The organism is Lysinibacillus halotolerans (assembly GCF_003711845.1).
GTDB lineage: Bacteria > Bacillota > Bacilli > Bacillales_A > Planococcaceae > Ureibacillus > Ureibacillus halotolerans.
On sequence record NZ_RHLQ01000012.1, the window covers coordinates 23,771 to 39,750 of the forward strand.

Annotated in this window: 15 protein-coding genes; 8 read left to right on the top strand and 7 right to left on the bottom strand. The window is 35.5% G+C overall.

The window, feature by feature from the left end; genetic code table 11:
• Positions 1 to 3: 3 nt before the first annotated feature.
• The 3 genes from EC501_RS06620 to EC501_RS06630 all read right to left on the bottom strand — a co-directional run bounded on the left by EC501_RS06620 (position 4) and on the right by EC501_RS06630 (position 1,155).
• Positions 4 to 573, bottom strand: a complete 570-nt coding sequence (locus EC501_RS06620) for a manganese catalase family protein (RefSeq protein WP_122971511.1) — start codon at positions 571 to 573, stop codon at positions 4 to 6.
• Between the two features lie 98 nt (positions 574 to 671).
• A complete protein-coding gene (locus EC501_RS06625; protein ID WP_122971512.1) occupies positions 672 to 935 on the bottom strand; it encodes a spore coat protein CotJB in 264 nt (87 codons plus the stop codon).
• Positions 928 to 1,155, bottom strand: coding sequence for a spore coat associated protein CotJA (locus EC501_RS06630; RefSeq protein ID WP_122971513.1), 228 nt, complete (start codon positions 1,153 to 1,155; stop codon positions 928 to 930). The genes EC501_RS06625 and EC501_RS06630 overlap by 8 nt, the downstream gene beginning before the upstream one ends.
• 171 nt (positions 1,156 to 1,326) lie before the next feature.
• Here EC501_RS06630 and EC501_RS06635 point away from each other — a divergent pair, with 171 nt between their 5' ends.
• The 5 genes from EC501_RS06635 (at position 1,327) to EC501_RS06655 (ending at position 8,289) form a co-directional block, all read left to right on the top strand.
• Positions 1,327 to 2,169, top strand: coding sequence for a DegV family protein (locus EC501_RS06635; protein WP_122971514.1), 843 nt, complete (start codon positions 1,327 to 1,329; stop codon positions 2,167 to 2,169).
• 167 nt (positions 2,170 to 2,336) lie between these two features.
• The gene (locus EC501_RS06640) at positions 2,337 to 4,247 is read left to right on the top strand and encodes a PrkA family serine protein kinase (RefSeq protein ID WP_421930387.1); all 1,911 of its coding nucleotides are present in this window, start codon (positions 2,337 to 2,339) and stop codon (positions 4,245 to 4,247) included.
• Positions 4,248 to 4,404: 157 nt separating this feature from the next.
• The gene (gene yhbH / locus EC501_RS06645) at positions 4,405 to 5,568 is read left to right on the top strand and encodes a sporulation protein YhbH (RefSeq protein ID WP_122971551.1); all 1,164 of its coding nucleotides are present in this window, start codon (positions 4,405 to 4,407) and stop codon (positions 5,566 to 5,568) included.
• A 39-nt stretch (positions 5,569 to 5,607) separates the two neighbouring features.
• Complete coding sequence (locus tag EC501_RS06650; protein ID WP_122971515.1) at positions 5,608 to 7,008, top strand: SpoVR family protein; 1,401 nt, start codon at positions 5,608 to 5,610, stop codon at positions 7,006 to 7,008.
• A gap of 351 nt (positions 7,009 to 7,359) precedes the next feature.
• Positions 7,360 to 8,289 (top strand): SDR family oxidoreductase, encoded by a 930-nt coding sequence (locus tag EC501_RS06655; protein WP_241559287.1) that lies wholly within the window; start codon positions 7,360 to 7,362, stop codon positions 8,287 to 8,289.
• Positions 8,290 to 8,366: 77 nt separating this feature from the next.
• Here the strand turns inward: EC501_RS06655 and EC501_RS06660 are convergent, their stop codons facing one another.
• Both EC501_RS06660 and EC501_RS06665 read right to left on the bottom strand, forming a co-directional pair.
• Positions 8,367 to 9,998, bottom strand: a complete 1,632-nt coding sequence (locus EC501_RS06660) for a catalase (protein WP_122971516.1) — start codon at positions 9,996 to 9,998, stop codon at positions 8,367 to 8,369.
• Between the two features lie 173 nt (positions 9,999 to 10,171).
• Positions 10,172 to 11,833 (bottom strand): ribonuclease J, encoded by a 1,662-nt coding sequence (locus EC501_RS06665; RefSeq protein WP_122971517.1) that lies wholly within the window; start codon positions 11,831 to 11,833, stop codon positions 10,172 to 10,174.
• Positions 11,834 to 12,031: 198 nt separating this feature from the next.
• Here EC501_RS06665 and EC501_RS06670 point away from each other — a divergent pair, with 198 nt between their 5' ends.
• Both EC501_RS06670 and EC501_RS06675 read left to right on the top strand, forming a co-directional pair.
• Positions 12,032 to 12,709 carry a DUF421 domain-containing protein gene (locus tag EC501_RS06670; protein ID WP_122971518.1) on the top strand — a complete coding sequence of 226 codons (678 nt, stop codon included), beginning with the start codon at positions 12,032 to 12,034 and terminating at the stop codon, positions 12,707 to 12,709.
• Positions 12,710 to 12,858: 149 nt separating this feature from the next.
• The gene (locus EC501_RS06675) at positions 12,859 to 13,548 is read left to right on the top strand and encodes a hypothetical protein (RefSeq protein WP_122971519.1); all 690 of its coding nucleotides are present in this window, start codon (positions 12,859 to 12,861) and stop codon (positions 13,546 to 13,548) included.
• Between the two features lie 47 nt (positions 13,549 to 13,595).
• Here EC501_RS06675 and EC501_RS06680 read toward each other — a convergent pair whose 3' ends face one another.
• Positions 13,596 to 14,090 carry a L,D-transpeptidase family protein gene (locus EC501_RS06680; protein ID WP_122971553.1) on the bottom strand — a complete coding sequence of 165 codons (495 nt, stop codon included), beginning with the start codon at positions 14,088 to 14,090 and terminating at the stop codon, positions 13,596 to 13,598.
• A 204-nt stretch (positions 14,091 to 14,294) separates the two neighbouring features.
• On the opposite strand from EC501_RS06680, the gene EC501_RS06685 reads away from it, so the two are divergent.
• On the top strand, positions 14,295 to 15,176 hold the full coding sequence (locus EC501_RS06685; protein WP_122971520.1) for a DMT family transporter: 882 nt from the start codon (positions 14,295 to 14,297) through the stop codon (positions 15,174 to 15,176).
• A gap of 42 nt (positions 15,177 to 15,218) precedes the next feature.
• Here the strand turns inward: EC501_RS06685 and EC501_RS06690 are convergent, their stop codons facing one another.
• Positions 15,219 to 15,800 carry a YitT family protein gene (locus tag EC501_RS06690; RefSeq protein ID WP_122971521.1) on the bottom strand — a complete coding sequence of 194 codons (582 nt, stop codon included), beginning with the start codon at positions 15,798 to 15,800 and terminating at the stop codon, positions 15,219 to 15,221.
• Positions 15,801 to 15,980: the final 180 nt, after the last annotated feature.

The window sequence follows — 15,980 nt, forward strand, 5'->3', positions numbered from 1 at the left end:
ATTTTAAAAAATTCTCTTTTTCCCTTGTTCTTCTTTTAATATTTCTACTGCCTCTCTGAAACGAAGGGAGTGGACAATTTCTCTTTCACGTAAAAACTTTAATCCATCATTTAAATCCGGATCATCAGAAACATCAATAATCCATTGGTATGTTGCCCTTGCCTTTTCTTCAGCGGCGATATCTTCGTATAAATCGGCAATCGGGTCACCTTTTGCTTGGATATAAGTAGCGGTCCATGGATTGCCAGACGCATCATGATAGAACAATGCGCGGTCATGATTTACATAGTGATCCCCTAATCCAGCCGCTTTCATTTGTTCAGGTGTCGCATCTTTTGTTAATTTATAAACCATCGTTGCAATCATCTCGAGGTGGGAAAGTTCTTCTGTCGCAATATCATTAAGTACACCAATTACTTTATCAGGGATTGTATAACGTTGGTTCATGTAACGGAGGGCAGCAGCAAGTTCACCGTCTGCACCACCATATTGTTCAATTAAAAACTTCGCAAGCATAGGGTTACATGTACTTACTCTTACAGGATATTGCAATTTCTTTTCGTAATAATACATGGCCGTTCTCCTCCCCTCACAACTTATTCCTATTTGTAACTTTTATAGACGAAATGTTGAAATCCTTTTCCTCCTATATGAGTTTTGAAAGGTTTTCATTAAACTTGCCATGGCCAAGGTGAATCATCAATACTCCACGGGTAACTCGAATAACTTCTTCCAAAATGCATAAGTGGGCCAAATCTCTTTTCAAATTCGACTTTTAATTGCATACTCCGTTGAGCCGTTTCATTAAACTGTTTAATTGCTTCAAAGTCATGGGGGTGAGTATTTAAATAGAGGTTTAGTTCAACTAACACAAAGTCAATGGCTTGAAGTTCTTCTAGACATTGATAATATTCTGGTGGTATTTGCTTAGGCACTTGATGTCCCTCCTTTTATAGGATCCGGGTAAGGGCTATATAATTGTGGCCAAAGTGTACCATGCATTAGTGCCTGATGCGGTGTTTCAAATTGTTGAAGTCCAACAGGTTGAAAAGTTATATAGAGTTGTGGAGGGGTTGAATAACTTTTGACTCGTATTGGTTTACATGGGTCAAAGGGTCCAACAAAAGGTTTCCAATACTTATACTGTGATGACATATGATCCTCCTTTCGATTTTTGTAACACCTAATTTATATGAATGGAAAAATACAATTATTCACAAAAAAATATCATTTTTATATCCTCTCAATTTAAAACAAGGAATTCGTATTAAATAGAATAAAATGGCATTATGTTATAATATAGAAAAAAATAAAAGGGGTGCAAAAATGATTAAAATTACTGCCGACAGTACATGTGATCTTTCTCCGAATCTTTTAGAAGAATTGGATATTACATTAATGCCTCTCCATGTTTTGATTGATGAAGATGATTATCGTGATGGTGTGAACATTTCTCCTAAAGAAATTTTTGAATTTGTAGGGGAACAAGGGAAAACTTGTACAACTGCTGCAGTGAACACGTTTGAGTACGAAACTTTTTTTGCTCAACATGCGCCATCTCATGAAGCAGTGATACATATTTGTTTAGGGTCTGATTTTTCATCCTGTTATCAAAATGCTAAAACGGCTGCCCTTAATTTTGATAATGTCTTCGTAATTGATTCCAGCAATTTATCAACTGGTAGTGGACATGTCGTGTATGAGGCTGCTTTAATGGCAAAAGATAACGTTAAACCTGAAGAAATTTGTCAACGTTTAGAAGCGATCATACCAAAGGTAGATGCAAGTTTTGTCATTGATAAAATGGATTATTTAAGAAAAGGTGGTCGCTGCTCGGGAATTGAAGCCTTTGGAGCCACTTTACTAAAAATTAAGCCTTCTATCGAAGTAGTCGATGGCAAAATGAAGGTCGGTAAAAAATACCGTGGAAATTTCCACCGATGTCTTGAAAATTATGTGAAGGATCGATTGGAAAACAATGAAAACATTGATAAGAGTCGAATTTTCATCACCCATTCCCATTGTTCACCTGACACTGTCGAAAATGTAAAAGAATTGATTCGTCAATTTGCCGATTTTGAGGAAATGATTGAAACAACTGCAGGATGTACCGTTTCAACCCATTGTGGTCCGAATACTTTAGGGATCCTTTATAAAAGAATAAAATAATTTTTTTGGAGCTTACTAAATTTTTATTTATTTAGTAAAGCTCTTTTATTTTCTAAGATAATAGTGGATTTCACATGACAAAAATCGTTGGGAAATGAAAATTATATTATCGAGTATCCGGTATCATTATCGGATTAACTTCATACATTGTTAAAAACACGCCCTGAATGGAGGTAAAAACTATCGATATTTTAAACAGGGTTCGACAATATAGAGAAGAAGAGGATAGCCTGAAATGGGAAGGTACATTTGCAGAATACTTAGAGATTGTTAAGGAAAGACCCGAAGTTGCTCAAACAGCCCATTCCCGTGTCTACAATATGATTAAAAGTGCTGGTGTAGCTGAAAGAGATGGTAAAAAAATGTACTATTTCTTTGGAAAAGAAATTTTTGGACTTGAAACAGCATTAGAAAGATTAGTGGAGGAATATTTCCACCCAGCAGCAAGAAGATTAGACGTTCGAAAAAGAATTCTATTATTAATGGGGCCTGTTAGTGGAGGGAAGTCCACGATTGTCACATTATTAAAAAGAGGATTGGAGCAATACTCTAGGACAGAAGAAGGGGCAGTTTATGCCATCAAAGGATGTCCGATGCATGAAGATCCGCTCCATCTCATTCCACATAATTTAAGAGACGAGTTTTTTGAAGAATATGGAATTCGCATTGAAGGGAGTTTATCTCCATTAAATACAATGCGTCTACAACAAGAATACGGTGGTCGTATTGAGGATGTTATGGTTGAGCGGATCTTTTTCTCTGAAGATAAACGGGTTGGAATTGGGACATTTACACCATCGGATCCGAAATCACAGGATATTGCTGATTTAACTGGAAGTATTGACTTCTCAACAATTGCAGAGTATGGTTCTGAATCAGATCCACGGGCGTATCGTTTTGATGGGGAGCTTAATAAGGCAAACCGTGGGATGATGGAGTTCCAAGAAATGCTCAAATTAGACGAAAAGTTTTTATGGCACTTGTTATCTTTAACTCAGGAAGGAAATTTCAAGGCAGGTCGTTTTGCGCTCATTAGTGCAGACGAGCTCATTGTAGCCCATACAAATGAAACAGAATACCGTACTTTCATTTCCAATAAAAAGAACGAGGCATTACATTCAAGAATAATTGTCATGCCGATTCCGTATAATTTAAAAGTGTCAGAGGAAGAGCGCATATACGAAAAAATGATTCGGGAGAGTGATATGGCCCATGTTCATATCGCGCCCCATGCATTACGAGCAGCAGCGATTTTCTCTGTTTTAACAAGATTAGAGATTCCAAAAAAACAAGGTATCGACCTTGTGAAAAAAATGCGATTGTATGATGGAGAAAGTGTAGAAGGATTTAACTCCGTTGATGTAGAGGAACTGAAAAAGGAATACCCAAATGAAGGTATGAACGGAATAGACCCTCGTTATATTATTAATCGAATTTCTTCCGCTATTATCCGAAAAGAAGTACCTTCAATTAATGCGTTAGACGTTTTACGTTCCTTGAAAGACGGTTTAGATCAACATGCGTCGATTTCCGAAGAAGATCGGGAAAAATATATGAATTACATTGCCATTGCCCGAAGAGAGTACGATGAAATTGCGAAGAATGAAGTGCAAAAGGCATTTGTCTATTCCTATGAAGAATCTGCGAAAACATTAATGAATAATTATTTGGATAATGTAGAGGCATTTTGTAATAAAAATAAACTTCGCGATCCAATTACCGGTGAAGAGATGAATCCAGATGAAAAACTTATGCGTTCCATCGAAGAACAAATTGGTGTTTCTGAAAATGCAAAACGTGCCTTCCGAGAAGAGATTTTAATTCGACTCTCTGCTTTTGCTCGTAAAGGGAAACGATTTGATTACAATTCCCACGAAAGATTGCGAGAAGCGATCCAGAAAAAACTATTTGCTGATTTAAAAGACGTTGTGAAAATTACGACTTCATCTAAAACACCGGATGAGTCCCAATTGAAAAAAATAAATGAAGTCGTTGCAAGACTCATAGATGAACATGGTTATGATTCTAACTCTGCAAACGAATTATTAAGATATGTTGGAAGTTTATTAAATAGATAATATAAGGTATATATTCGAAGGAGTGTCCATAAAATTTAGGACACTCACTTTTTTTTATTAAAATGTTGTGAAATATATCAGAAAATTCGCATATTATAAAAAAAGTGATTTTCCCTTCTTTTAAAAATGGGAAATTTCAAAGATGGGTGAGGATAAAATGAGTGAAAATCAGAATCGAAACTTTGTCGTCTCTCAGGAAAACTGGTCACTCCATCGTAAAGGGTACCAAGATCAACAACGACATATGGAAAAAGTAAAAGATGCAATAAAAAATAATTTGCCAGATTTAATTAGTGAAGAAAGTATTATCATGTCCAATGGTCGTGAAGTGATAAAAATACCTATTCGTTCATTAGATGAGTATAAAATTCGTTATAACTATGGGAAATCGAAACATGTTGGTCAAGGTCAAGGAGATAGTCAAATTGGTGATGTGGTAGCCCGCGACGGTAAACCTGGAAATGAAGCACAAGGTCAAGGGAAAAAAGCTGGTGATCAACCAGGTAACGATTACTATGAAGCTGAAGTTAGTTTAGAAGATGTTCAAAATATGTTGTTCAAAGAGTTAGAGCTTCCAAATTTAGAAAAGAAAGAAATGGCAGATATTACGACAGAAAAAATCGAATTTAATGATATTCGAAAAAAAGGTCTTATGGGTAACATTGATAAGAAAAGAACGATTTTAACAGCGATTAAACGGAACGCTATGAAAGGAAAAGCGGAAATTGCGCCTATTCATAACGATGATTTACGTTTTAAAACTTGGGATGAAGTAACAAAACCGGAAACGAGGGCAGTCGTTCTTGCCATGATGGATACGAGCGGTTCAATGGGAAGTTTTGAAAAATTTTGTGCTCGTAGCTTTTTCTTTTGGATGACTCGATTTTTAAGAACGAAATATCAAACCGTTGAAATTGAATTTATTGCCCACCATACAGAGGCAAAAGTTGTAACGGAAGAAGAATTCTTTACTAAAGGGGAAAGCGGTGGGACAATTTGCTCCTCCGCCTATTCCAAAGCGTTAGAATTAATCGATGAGAAATATAGTCCTGTTCGCTACAATATTTATCCAGTTCATTTCTCGGACGGTGAAAATTTCTCAACAGATAATGAGAAATGCCTAAGACTAGTATCGGAGTTAATGGAACTTTCAAGTATGTTTGGCTACGGGGAAGTAAATCCGAATAATCGTTATTCTTCGTTAATGTCAACATTTAAGAAAATTGAAAATCCAAAGTTCCGACATTACATTTTAAGACAAAAGAAAGATGTATATGAAGCATTAAAAAACTTTTTCCAAAAACAGGAGACGACTGTTTAGGGAAAAGGGCCCGAGAATTTTTTAACGGGGGGAAAAGGTGTGGAAAAAGAGCTTCATAAAGCTATTGAAGAAATTACAGAAATTGCAATTGATTTTGGATTAGATTTTTTCCCTATGCATTATGAAATTTGCCCTGCTGATATTATTTATACGATTGGTGCATACGGAATGCCGACTCGTTTCTCCCATTGGAGCTTCGGAAAACAATTTCATAAAATGAAGCTACAATATGATTTAGGTTTAAGCCAAATTTATGAGTTAGTTATCAATTCTAATCCTTGTTATGCTTTTTTACTCGATACGAATTCGTTAACTCAAAATAAATTAATTATAGCCCACGTATTAGCCCATTGTGACTTCTTTAAAAATAATGTGCGCTTTTCAAATACGAGGAGAGATATGGTCGAAAGTATGACCGCAACAGCTGAACGAATTGCAAACTATGAGATGCTTTATGGAAAAGATGAAGTGGAGCAGTTTTTAGATGCTGTGTTAGCCATTCAAGAGCACATTGATCCTTCTATAGTAAGACCTAACTTACTAGAGTATGAAGATGATATAGAAGAAGAGGATAGCGTTGTTTCTAAATCACCTTATGATGATTTATGGGATTTAGATAAAAAAGAAGAACCGAAGCCAACTGTTCGTTATAAGAGAAAAAAATTTCCTCCAAAACCTGAAAAGGATTTGCTCCTTTTTATTGAATTATACAGTCGTGAATTGGAAGAATGGCAAAGGGATATTTTAACGATGATGCGAGAGGAAATGTTATACTTCTGGCCACAATTGGAAACGAAAATTATGAACGAAGGCTGGGCTTCCTACTGGCATCAACGGATTATGAGGGAGTTAAATTTAACAACAGATGAAACGATAGAATATGCAAAATTAAATGCCGGTGTTGTGCAACCGTCCAAAACTTCTATTAACCCTTACTATTTGGGATTGAAGATCTTTGAAGATATTGAAAAACGTTATGATCATCCTACCGAAGAGATGAGACGAATGGGTATAAAACCCGGCTCTGGACGAGAGAAAATTTTTGAAGTGCGAGAAATTGAATCGGATATTTCCTTTATTCGAAACTATTTAACGAAGGAATTAGTAGAACAAGAAGATATGTATTTGTTTGAGAAAAAAGGTTCTGATTATAAAATTACAGATAAGGATTATCGAAATGTAAGAGATCAACTTGTTTCGATGAGAGTAAATGGAGGATTTCCTTATATTGTAGTAGAAAATGGGGACTATTTAAGAAATGGCGAGTTATACTTAAAACATGGTTATGAAGGGATGGAGCTTGACCCCCATTATTTAGAAAATGTGCTTCCGTACATTTATCAACTTTGGGGCCGCCCTGTACATCTAGAAACCTTTGTTGAACAAAAGCCAGTGTTATATACGTATGATGGGAAAAGAAACTACCGAAAGGCATTATAGATAAAAGAGCCCGTAAGCTAAGTTTACGGGCTTTTTTGTTTAAATAATAGGATAATTCCATTCGCATCTTGGGTTCATATAATAGGGTGGTCTAAAGCTTATGGCAGGTAAGAGAAAGGGAACTTTATTGTTTGCATACTGGACCTTTACTTTTTCGTTAGAATAATTGATTAATAACTTATTTACTCCAGGGCAATGATGGGAATAAAACATATAACTCCTCCTATAACTATTTATCCACATATTATTCTCATAAAGGTTATTTAGTGAACTTAATTTTTATAGAGATAGGCACCCAATTCATGTTGTTTACATAAAATGACCATAGTTTTACTTTACTAGGAGGGTACTATGGAAAACAAAAAGAAAAATGCGTGTATGGACGGTGCATATCCCCTATATCCAAACTATGGAACAATTACCCGAGTGGAAGATATTCCAATAACAGTACCTGAGCAAAGGCAATATCGACAACCAGGATTAGAACGTTTAATGGTGCCGAGACCGATTATTGAAAATCCCCAATATAAAGGATCGATGAAATTAAAAGGGAAAGTGGCACTAATTACTGGTGGAGATAGTGGTATCGGGGCAGCAGTGGCGATAGCATTTGCGAAAGAAGGTGCGGACGTAGCCATTGCTTACTTAGATGAACATGAAGATGCCAATCGTACGAAAAATAGAATTGAAGAACTTGGTAGGCGTTGTTTACTATTACCCGGTGATTTAAGAAATAAAAAGCAATGTGAATATATTGTTCAAAAGACAATCGAAACCTTTGGGAAACTGAATATTTTATGTAACCATGTTGGGATTCAATTTCAGCAATTAAGCTTACTCGATATTACCGATGAACAGTTTGATGATACGTTTAAAGTGAATATTTATTCCCATTTTTACACAACGCGAGCAGCATTGCCCCATTTAAAAGCGGGTAGTTCGATTATCAATACAGCTTCTGTTGTTGCTTATGATGGCAATGAAGAACTAATTGATTACAGTGCGACGAAAGCTGCGAATGTTGGATTTACTAGAGCACTAGCGAATAACTTAGTAAAAAAGGGGATTAGAGTTAATGCCGTTGCTCCTGGTCGAATATGGACGCCGTTAATACCTTCTAGTTTTTCAGCTGATGCTGTAACAATCGCAGGTAATCCAATGCAACGGCAAGGACAGCCTTTTGAATTAGCTCCAACTTATGTATATTTAGCATCGGATGATTCTCGATTTGTAACAGGACAAACGCTTCATGTTAATGGTGGGCAGTTTATGACCTCTTAACAGGAACTGATTTGAATGAAAAAATGCACAAATGTGATGATTATCAGCATTTGTGCATTTCAATTAGTTTCTAAACATTAATATGGATCAGCGTCGTGCCCTTTATCAACAGCATCTTTAACCGCTTGATCTGCTTCTTTTGCGCCAAGAGGATGGGGATTAAATTCTTTACCGAATTCTTCTTTATTGTTCATGGATTTTGCTTTTTCAGCTAATCCTTCCCTTAAACGACGGCCGTATTCCTCGTCCGCTTCATCGGCAAGGGCCATCATTTTATCTTGTATATCCTTTGGACAAATAGCAAGATCGTTAACTAAATTGTTAATAAGTTCATCCTTTTCCCATTGTTCGAAGCTACGATATGTTTCGCCAGCTTGTTTTGTATTATCGTTACGTTCAATGGATTCGCGGACTAAATTCCCCTCAACCTTAGGTGTATATTCCTTGCCAACTTGTTCCGCTTCTTTTAAGCCACCCATACTGGAAGGTTCATAGTTAACATGTAAATTTTGGCCAGGAGCTTTATCGTTGTAGTAACGTAATTGCCCACCTTCTTGGTTTGTAGCTACTCGTTTCTTCGCAGCGTTAATAGGTAGTTGTAAATAGTTGGCACCTACACGATAACGTTGCGTATCCGAATAAGAGAATGTTCTTCCTTGCAACATTTTATCGTCAGAGAAATCTAAACCATCCACAAGAACACCTGTACCAAATGCCGCTTGTTCAACTTCATTGAAGTAGTTTTCAGGATTTTTATTTAAAACCATTCGTCCTACTGGTAACCAAGGGAATTTATCATTTGGCCATAGTTTTGTATCATCTAATGGGTCAAAATCAAGTTCTGGATGTGGACCATCTTCCATAATTTGAACAAATAGTTCCCATTCAGGGTAATCCCCACGTTCAATTGCTTCGTATAAATCTTGGGTCGCATGATTGAAGTTTTTCGCTTGAATCTCTTCTGCTTCTTTCACCGTTAAGTTTTTAATACCTTGCTTCGGTTCCCAATGATATTTTACTAATACAGCTTTCCCTTCATTGTTTACCCATTTATACGTGTTAACTCCGGAACCTTGCATCATTCGATAGTTTGCAGGGATCCCCCATGGTGAGTAAACGAGGGTTACCATATGGAATGTTTCAGGAGAATTCGCACAAAAATCAAAGAAACGACGAGAATCTTGAATATTCGTAACAGGATCTGGACGGAAAGCATGGATCATATCTGGGAATTTCATCGCATCACGAATGAAGAAAATTTTTAAGTTATTCCCTACTAAATCCCAGTTGCCATCCTCTGTATAAAATTTAACTGCAAACCCACGTGGGTCACGAACGGTTTCAGGAGAATGTAATCCATGAACTACTGTCGAGAATCGTACAAATACAGGTGTACGTTTTCCTTTTTCTTGGAACAATTTTGCGCGGGTATATTTTGAAACAGGTTCATTTCCTACTGTACCGTAAGCTTCAAAATAACCATGGGCACCTGCTCCACGGGCGTGTACAATTCGCTCTGGCACTTTTTCACGGTCAAAATGACTTATTTTCTCAATGAAATCATAATTCTCTAAAGTAGCTGGGCCACGGTTGCCAACTGTACGAATGTTTTGGTTATTCGTAATCGGGTGACCTTGCCTGTTCGTTAATGTACCATCGTCCTCAATATTCGTTTGATGTTTTTCTTGGTTAGAAGGGTCTTTTTCCATGAAATATCATCCTTTCTTTTTGTGCACCCTGTTTATCGGTACTATTTGGTGCTAGTGTAAAATAAAAATTGAACATTACTATATTTGCCTATACCGTAAAAAAGTATTCGAAATGGGTAGAGAAAGAAGAAAAAAGTGTTGAACCGATATATACTGATTCAACACTTTCCGATTTATATAGCAATTATGATAGGTAAAATCATTGGCTTTTTCTTTGTTTTTTCTGACAAGAATATACCAACTTCTTTTTTAATAGCTCTTTTCATTCCGAGAATGTTCGGATCTTTAAATGGATCAATCGTTCGTTTTACAATTTCGTTAATATCTTGTATAAGTTTTTCAGAATCTTTTGCGTAAACAAAACCTCGTGAAATACAATCCGGTTCGGAAATGCGACTGCCATCTTCTTTACTTATTGTTAATACAATTACAAGCATTCCTTCTTCAGATAGCTGTTTGCGGTCTCGCAATACGATATCCACGATTTCGTCATCGCCTACATTATCCACATACGTATCCCCAGCTGTAATTTTACGAGTTTGGCGAGCTTCACCATATTCGATATCGACAACATCACCATTTCGAATAATGAACGTATTGTTCCTTTCTACGCCAACTGTCTCTGCTAAAATACGATGTAAATGGAGCATGCGATATTCTCCGTGAATAGGAATGAAATATTTTGGTTTCATGAGAGTTAACATTAGTTTTAAATCTTCTTGATAGCCGTGGCCTGAAACATGCATTCCTGTAATACTTGATGAACCGTAAATGACTCTAGCTCCTAATTGGAAAAGGTTGTCCACAATTTTCGAAACATCCTTTTCGTTTCCGGGAATGGGTGACGCAGCAAAGATGACCGTATCATCTGGTAAAACTTTTACGTCTCGATTGTTGTTTGTTGATAGGCGGGAAAGGGCAGCTAATGGCTCACCTTGGCTCCCAGTACATAAAACAACAACCCTATCTGGTGGATATTGTTTTACATCCCGGGCTTCGATTAACATCCAGTCTGGAATTTCTACATATCCCCGTTCTTTCGCTACTTTTACGACATTTACCATGCTGCGGCCGAGTAATGCAAGTTTTCGATTTGTTTTAATGGCAGCATGTACAATTTGTTGAACCCGATTGACGTTGGAAGCAAAAGTGGAAATAATAATTTTCCCTGTTGCACCCGAAAAAGCTTCTTCAATGTGAGAACCGACTTCATGTTCTGATGGGGTCGAGCCCGGACGTTCAGCATTTGTACTTTCCGAAATAAGCATTAACACCCCTTCTTCACCGATTTTCGCCATTTTATGAATATCTGAGTACTGGTCATTAACCGGTGTTAAATCAAATTTAAAATCACCAGTATGAACGACATTTCCTTCAGGAGTATGGAATACAATCCCTAAACAATCAGGAATACTATGACTTACCCTAAAAAAACTAACCTGTATTTTTCCAAAATCTAAATGGGATTCTGAATGAATCTCGATTAAAGTAGATTCCCTTAAAAGCTTATGTTCTTTTAATTTTAATTCGATTAACCCAAGGGTGAAACGGGTAGCGTATATAGGTACATTTAACTTTTTTAAAAAATATGGTATCCCACCAATATGGTCTTCATGGCCATGGGTTACAACTAACCCTCGAATTTTATGTTGATTTTCCTGTAAATAACTCACATCAGGAATGATTAAATTAATACCTAATAAAGACTCATCGGCAAACTTTGCTCCGCAATCTACAATGACAAGATCGTCTCCATATTCGATGACATACATGTTTTTGCCGATTTCATTAATACCGCCTAAGGCAAAAATGGATAATGTATTTTTATCAGACAAACTGACCCCTCTTTTCAACGACTTTTACTACAGTTAAGTATAGCTATAACATTGTTGTCCTATACGGAGAACAAATTCTTAGTAGGAGACGATTTTGATTAGTTTATCTGATAATAATCGCTTGTATATTAATGGAAAAAAGGGCGAGAATAAAACAGATAGATTGATTTGAAGGAAGTGTCATATTGGAATTTTTATATGGACAAAGCAATTCAATGGGTTTTAAGAGCAATCATTGCATTTATCTTTTTGTTTATTGCAGCGAAAATAATGGGACATCGTTCTATTTCACAACTAGGCATACTTGATTTCGCGATGGCAATTACAGTCGGAAATATTATTGCCCATCCATTATCTGATGAAGGGTTGGGAATGGGTGGATCCATGATTACAATGTCCGTATTAATTATTTTGTATATTGGGTGTGTCTATTTAAGTCTTAAATGGATGTCTTTTAGACATTTTATCGAACCAACTCCGTTACCTCTTATTAAAAATGGGCAAATTCTTTCAAAAAACTTAACAAAAGCTAGAATATCCATAGATTATTTACTAGCAGAGTTACGGAAAGACAAAATAGAAGATATTCAAAAAGTTGCCTTTGCCTTTTGGGAAGCAGATGGGACCATTTCAAGTTTCCTTTATCCTGAAAATCAACCACTCACTCAAAAGGATATCAATATACCACAGCAGCAATACACTTTACCAATTGTCATTATTAAAGAAGGGAAAATTGATTTTAATCAACTAAGCAATATAGCACAAAATGAAGAGTGGATAAAAAATGCAATCCTTTCCACATATAAAGTAGATATTCAAGATGTTTTATTAGCTACAATTGATCAACAAAATAACTTAAAAGTGTTTTTATATTAACATTCATTTTAAATAGAAATAGAATCCGTTTTAAGGATTCTATTTTTTTTTCTGTTTTTTAATTAAAAAGAGAATGAAATGGAAGGTTGGGGAATACTATTTTTATAACTACTAGAAAACTTAAAAACTAGAAGAATGGGGTGAGAAGGTTGTTCCAGTTATTTTTATTATTATTAGAAGTTATCTATCTTTTTTTAGCATTTAAAACTGGTAAAGCACTCTTTTTTATCATTGCCGTTGGGTTAGGTTTTTGGTGGCTATATGAATTAAATAAAGATGTTCGAAAACGCAACGAGGCATTATTAAATGATACGATTGAACAAGTAGAACAGTATCCCCATACCCGTTATATCGTTTCTGCCGATTATTTAAATGCGTTAATGATTGATGAATATACGAATACATTACGAATATTGGAAAGGGAAGACATCGATGATGAATTTGAAAAAAAGGAATATCATTTTCAAGAAATTTATGAAATAGCGATAGTAGAAGATAATAAAAATGTTGCACTAACATCCAAGGGTGGTGTCCATGGTTGGTCGTTAATTGATGGCGGTGCAAAAATCGATGTCCATGTAAATGATGTAGAAGATTCAGAAGAGAAAAAGGATAAAGAAGTAAAAAAATTAATGCTTAAAATGGTAGTAGATGATTTATCCAGTCCAATAGTGGAATACGTTTTTCTAGACAATAAACAAGCGATTCCAAAGGATTTAGACGAATATAAAGATCTGTTTAAAGAATGTCAAAAATGGTACCAAAAAATTAGTTTGATTATTAAACGAAACGAGGTAGAAAAGGATAGAAATGAAATGGTTATAAAGGGATGGACTTAATCTTTTAACTGCTTGCAGTAATGCAAGTTTTTTTATGTCTACATTTACTATGGATGTATTGTAACGCGAGTCCCGATTGGGATTGTTCTAGCTAATTCTTCGACGTCTTCGTTGTACATCCGAATACATCCCCGAGAAACAGCCTGACCAATCGAACTCGGATCGTTTGTACCGTGGATACCATAACTTTGTTTTGATAAACTCATCCACATCGTTCCATATGGACCACCTGGATTTGGTGCTCTATTAATAATAATAAAATCTCCAACTGGCGTCTCGTACAACATTCTTCCAACGGCTATTGGATATTGTTTTTGAAGGACACCGTCCCGAAAAAGTCTTAGCCAACGACCGTTTATTGACACTTCGATTCGATAAGGGAGTGTATTAGGATCCGGAAAACCGGGAATTTCAATTAATTGCCCTACGTTAATCACATTTGGATTAATATTCGGGTTGGCTTGGATAATGGCTGACAAAGGTGTTCGATAATCTAAAGAAATTTGGTTTAACGTTTCCCCGCTTTTAACCGTATGAAGCAGTGTCATCATCTCCGTTCAACATAATATCTTTCTATTCTATGCATAGGTTCCTCGCAAAAAAATATGTATCGCAAATATTTAACAAGCAACGAAAGCCGATTTATTTACAGAAAGGGAATTGTTTAATATAAATAAATATTCAAATTTATTTTTCGTTTGTTTATAATGATATTTATTTATAAAGAACGGTAAATGGAGGCCATTATGCGGAAATACGTTGGAGAATTGATGCTATGTATTACAGCGATTATATGGGGGAGTGGCTTTGTTGTTAGTGCAATTTCCCTTGATCATTACTCACCTTATCAAGTATTAGCTGGTCGTTTTTTAGTTGGTTTTATTATATTAAGTATGATTTTTTATAAGAAATTAAAAGGGATACATATCGGAGTGATTAAAAAAGGATTTGTATTAGGATTCTTTTTATACGTAGCTTTCGCTTTGCAAACGGTAGGTCTACAGTTTACGACACCTTCCAAAAATGCCTTTTTAACTGCTGTAAACGTTGTACTTGTTCCGTTTATAGCCTATCTCTCTTATAAAAGAAAAATTGATAAGTTCGAATTGGCCGGTGCCATTTTAGCGATTATCGGTATTGGATTCCTATCTTTACAATTATCAATGGATCTTAATATTGGAGATCTTTTAACATTAGGTTGTGCTGTAGCATTTGCTTATCAAATTTTTTATACGTCCAAATATGTAAAGGAAGAAGATCCAATTACGTTAACGATTATACAAATGGCTGTTGCAAGTCTGTTAGCGGGGATTGTTGTTTTATTCAAAGGAGAAGTTCATTTTTCAATGGAAATAGAAGCAGTATCTTCTATTATTTATTTAGCAGTATTTTCAACAACTATTGCTTATTTATTCCAAACAATTGCGCAAAAATTTACGAACGAAACGAAAACAGCTATTATTTTATCAACGGAATCCTTTTGGGGAATGGTTTTTTCGGTACTCCTTTTAAATGAAGTGTTAACGATAAGAATGGTGATAGGTGCGATTTTAATTCTTTGTGCCATAATTATTTCTGAAACAAAGTTATCCTTCCTTAAAAGGAAGCAACTCGGAAAATTAACTTAAATGTCTCTTTAATCTAGAGGCATTTTTTATTTGCCAAAATCTTTAAGAATGCTTTTCAAGATGACGACGACTTGTCATTATGCTCGTTGTAATTCCAACGATAAATATCGTGACGATAGATAAAAATAACGTCCTTGTGGAAATAAAAATCCCACCTAAGCCAACTACAGCAGCATCAATAAAAAAGATAACAATCCCCACATTCATTGCCGTTTTATCAGCGATAAATTGGGCTAGTAAGTCTGTCCCACCTGTACTCGTCTTATAACGAAGCATGAGACCAATACCTAAACCTACAAGGATTCCACCTAATATCGAACTGATGAGTGGATCGAATTGAACAATGGAACGAAGTGGTTTGAACATATCAATAATAAGGGAAGATATAAGTAAGCCGTGGAGGCTATTGTAAAAATAATTTTTATATTTAAACCAGGCTAAAATAAAAATGGGAATACTTAAAACAATAATCATTAAACCAATTTTTAAATGAAACAAGTAATGGGTTATTAATGAAAGTCCAATAATTCCTCCATCTAAAATTTCATAGGGGGTTAAAAAAACATTAATACCTAAAGATAGAAAAATACTTCCTACAACAATTGCTATTCCTTTCCGTATCATGCAATTCTCCTCGTAAAATGGACATGCATCATTTTATGAGGAAGTAGAGCAGAAAATGTATGACTAATTTGTTACTTAAATAATTTGTAGTATCAGCATTGAAAAAAACATTATCCATTATTTTTCTAATAAATGGTTTTAAACTATGAACCCTCTTGATTATGGCGTTGTCTAGAAGCG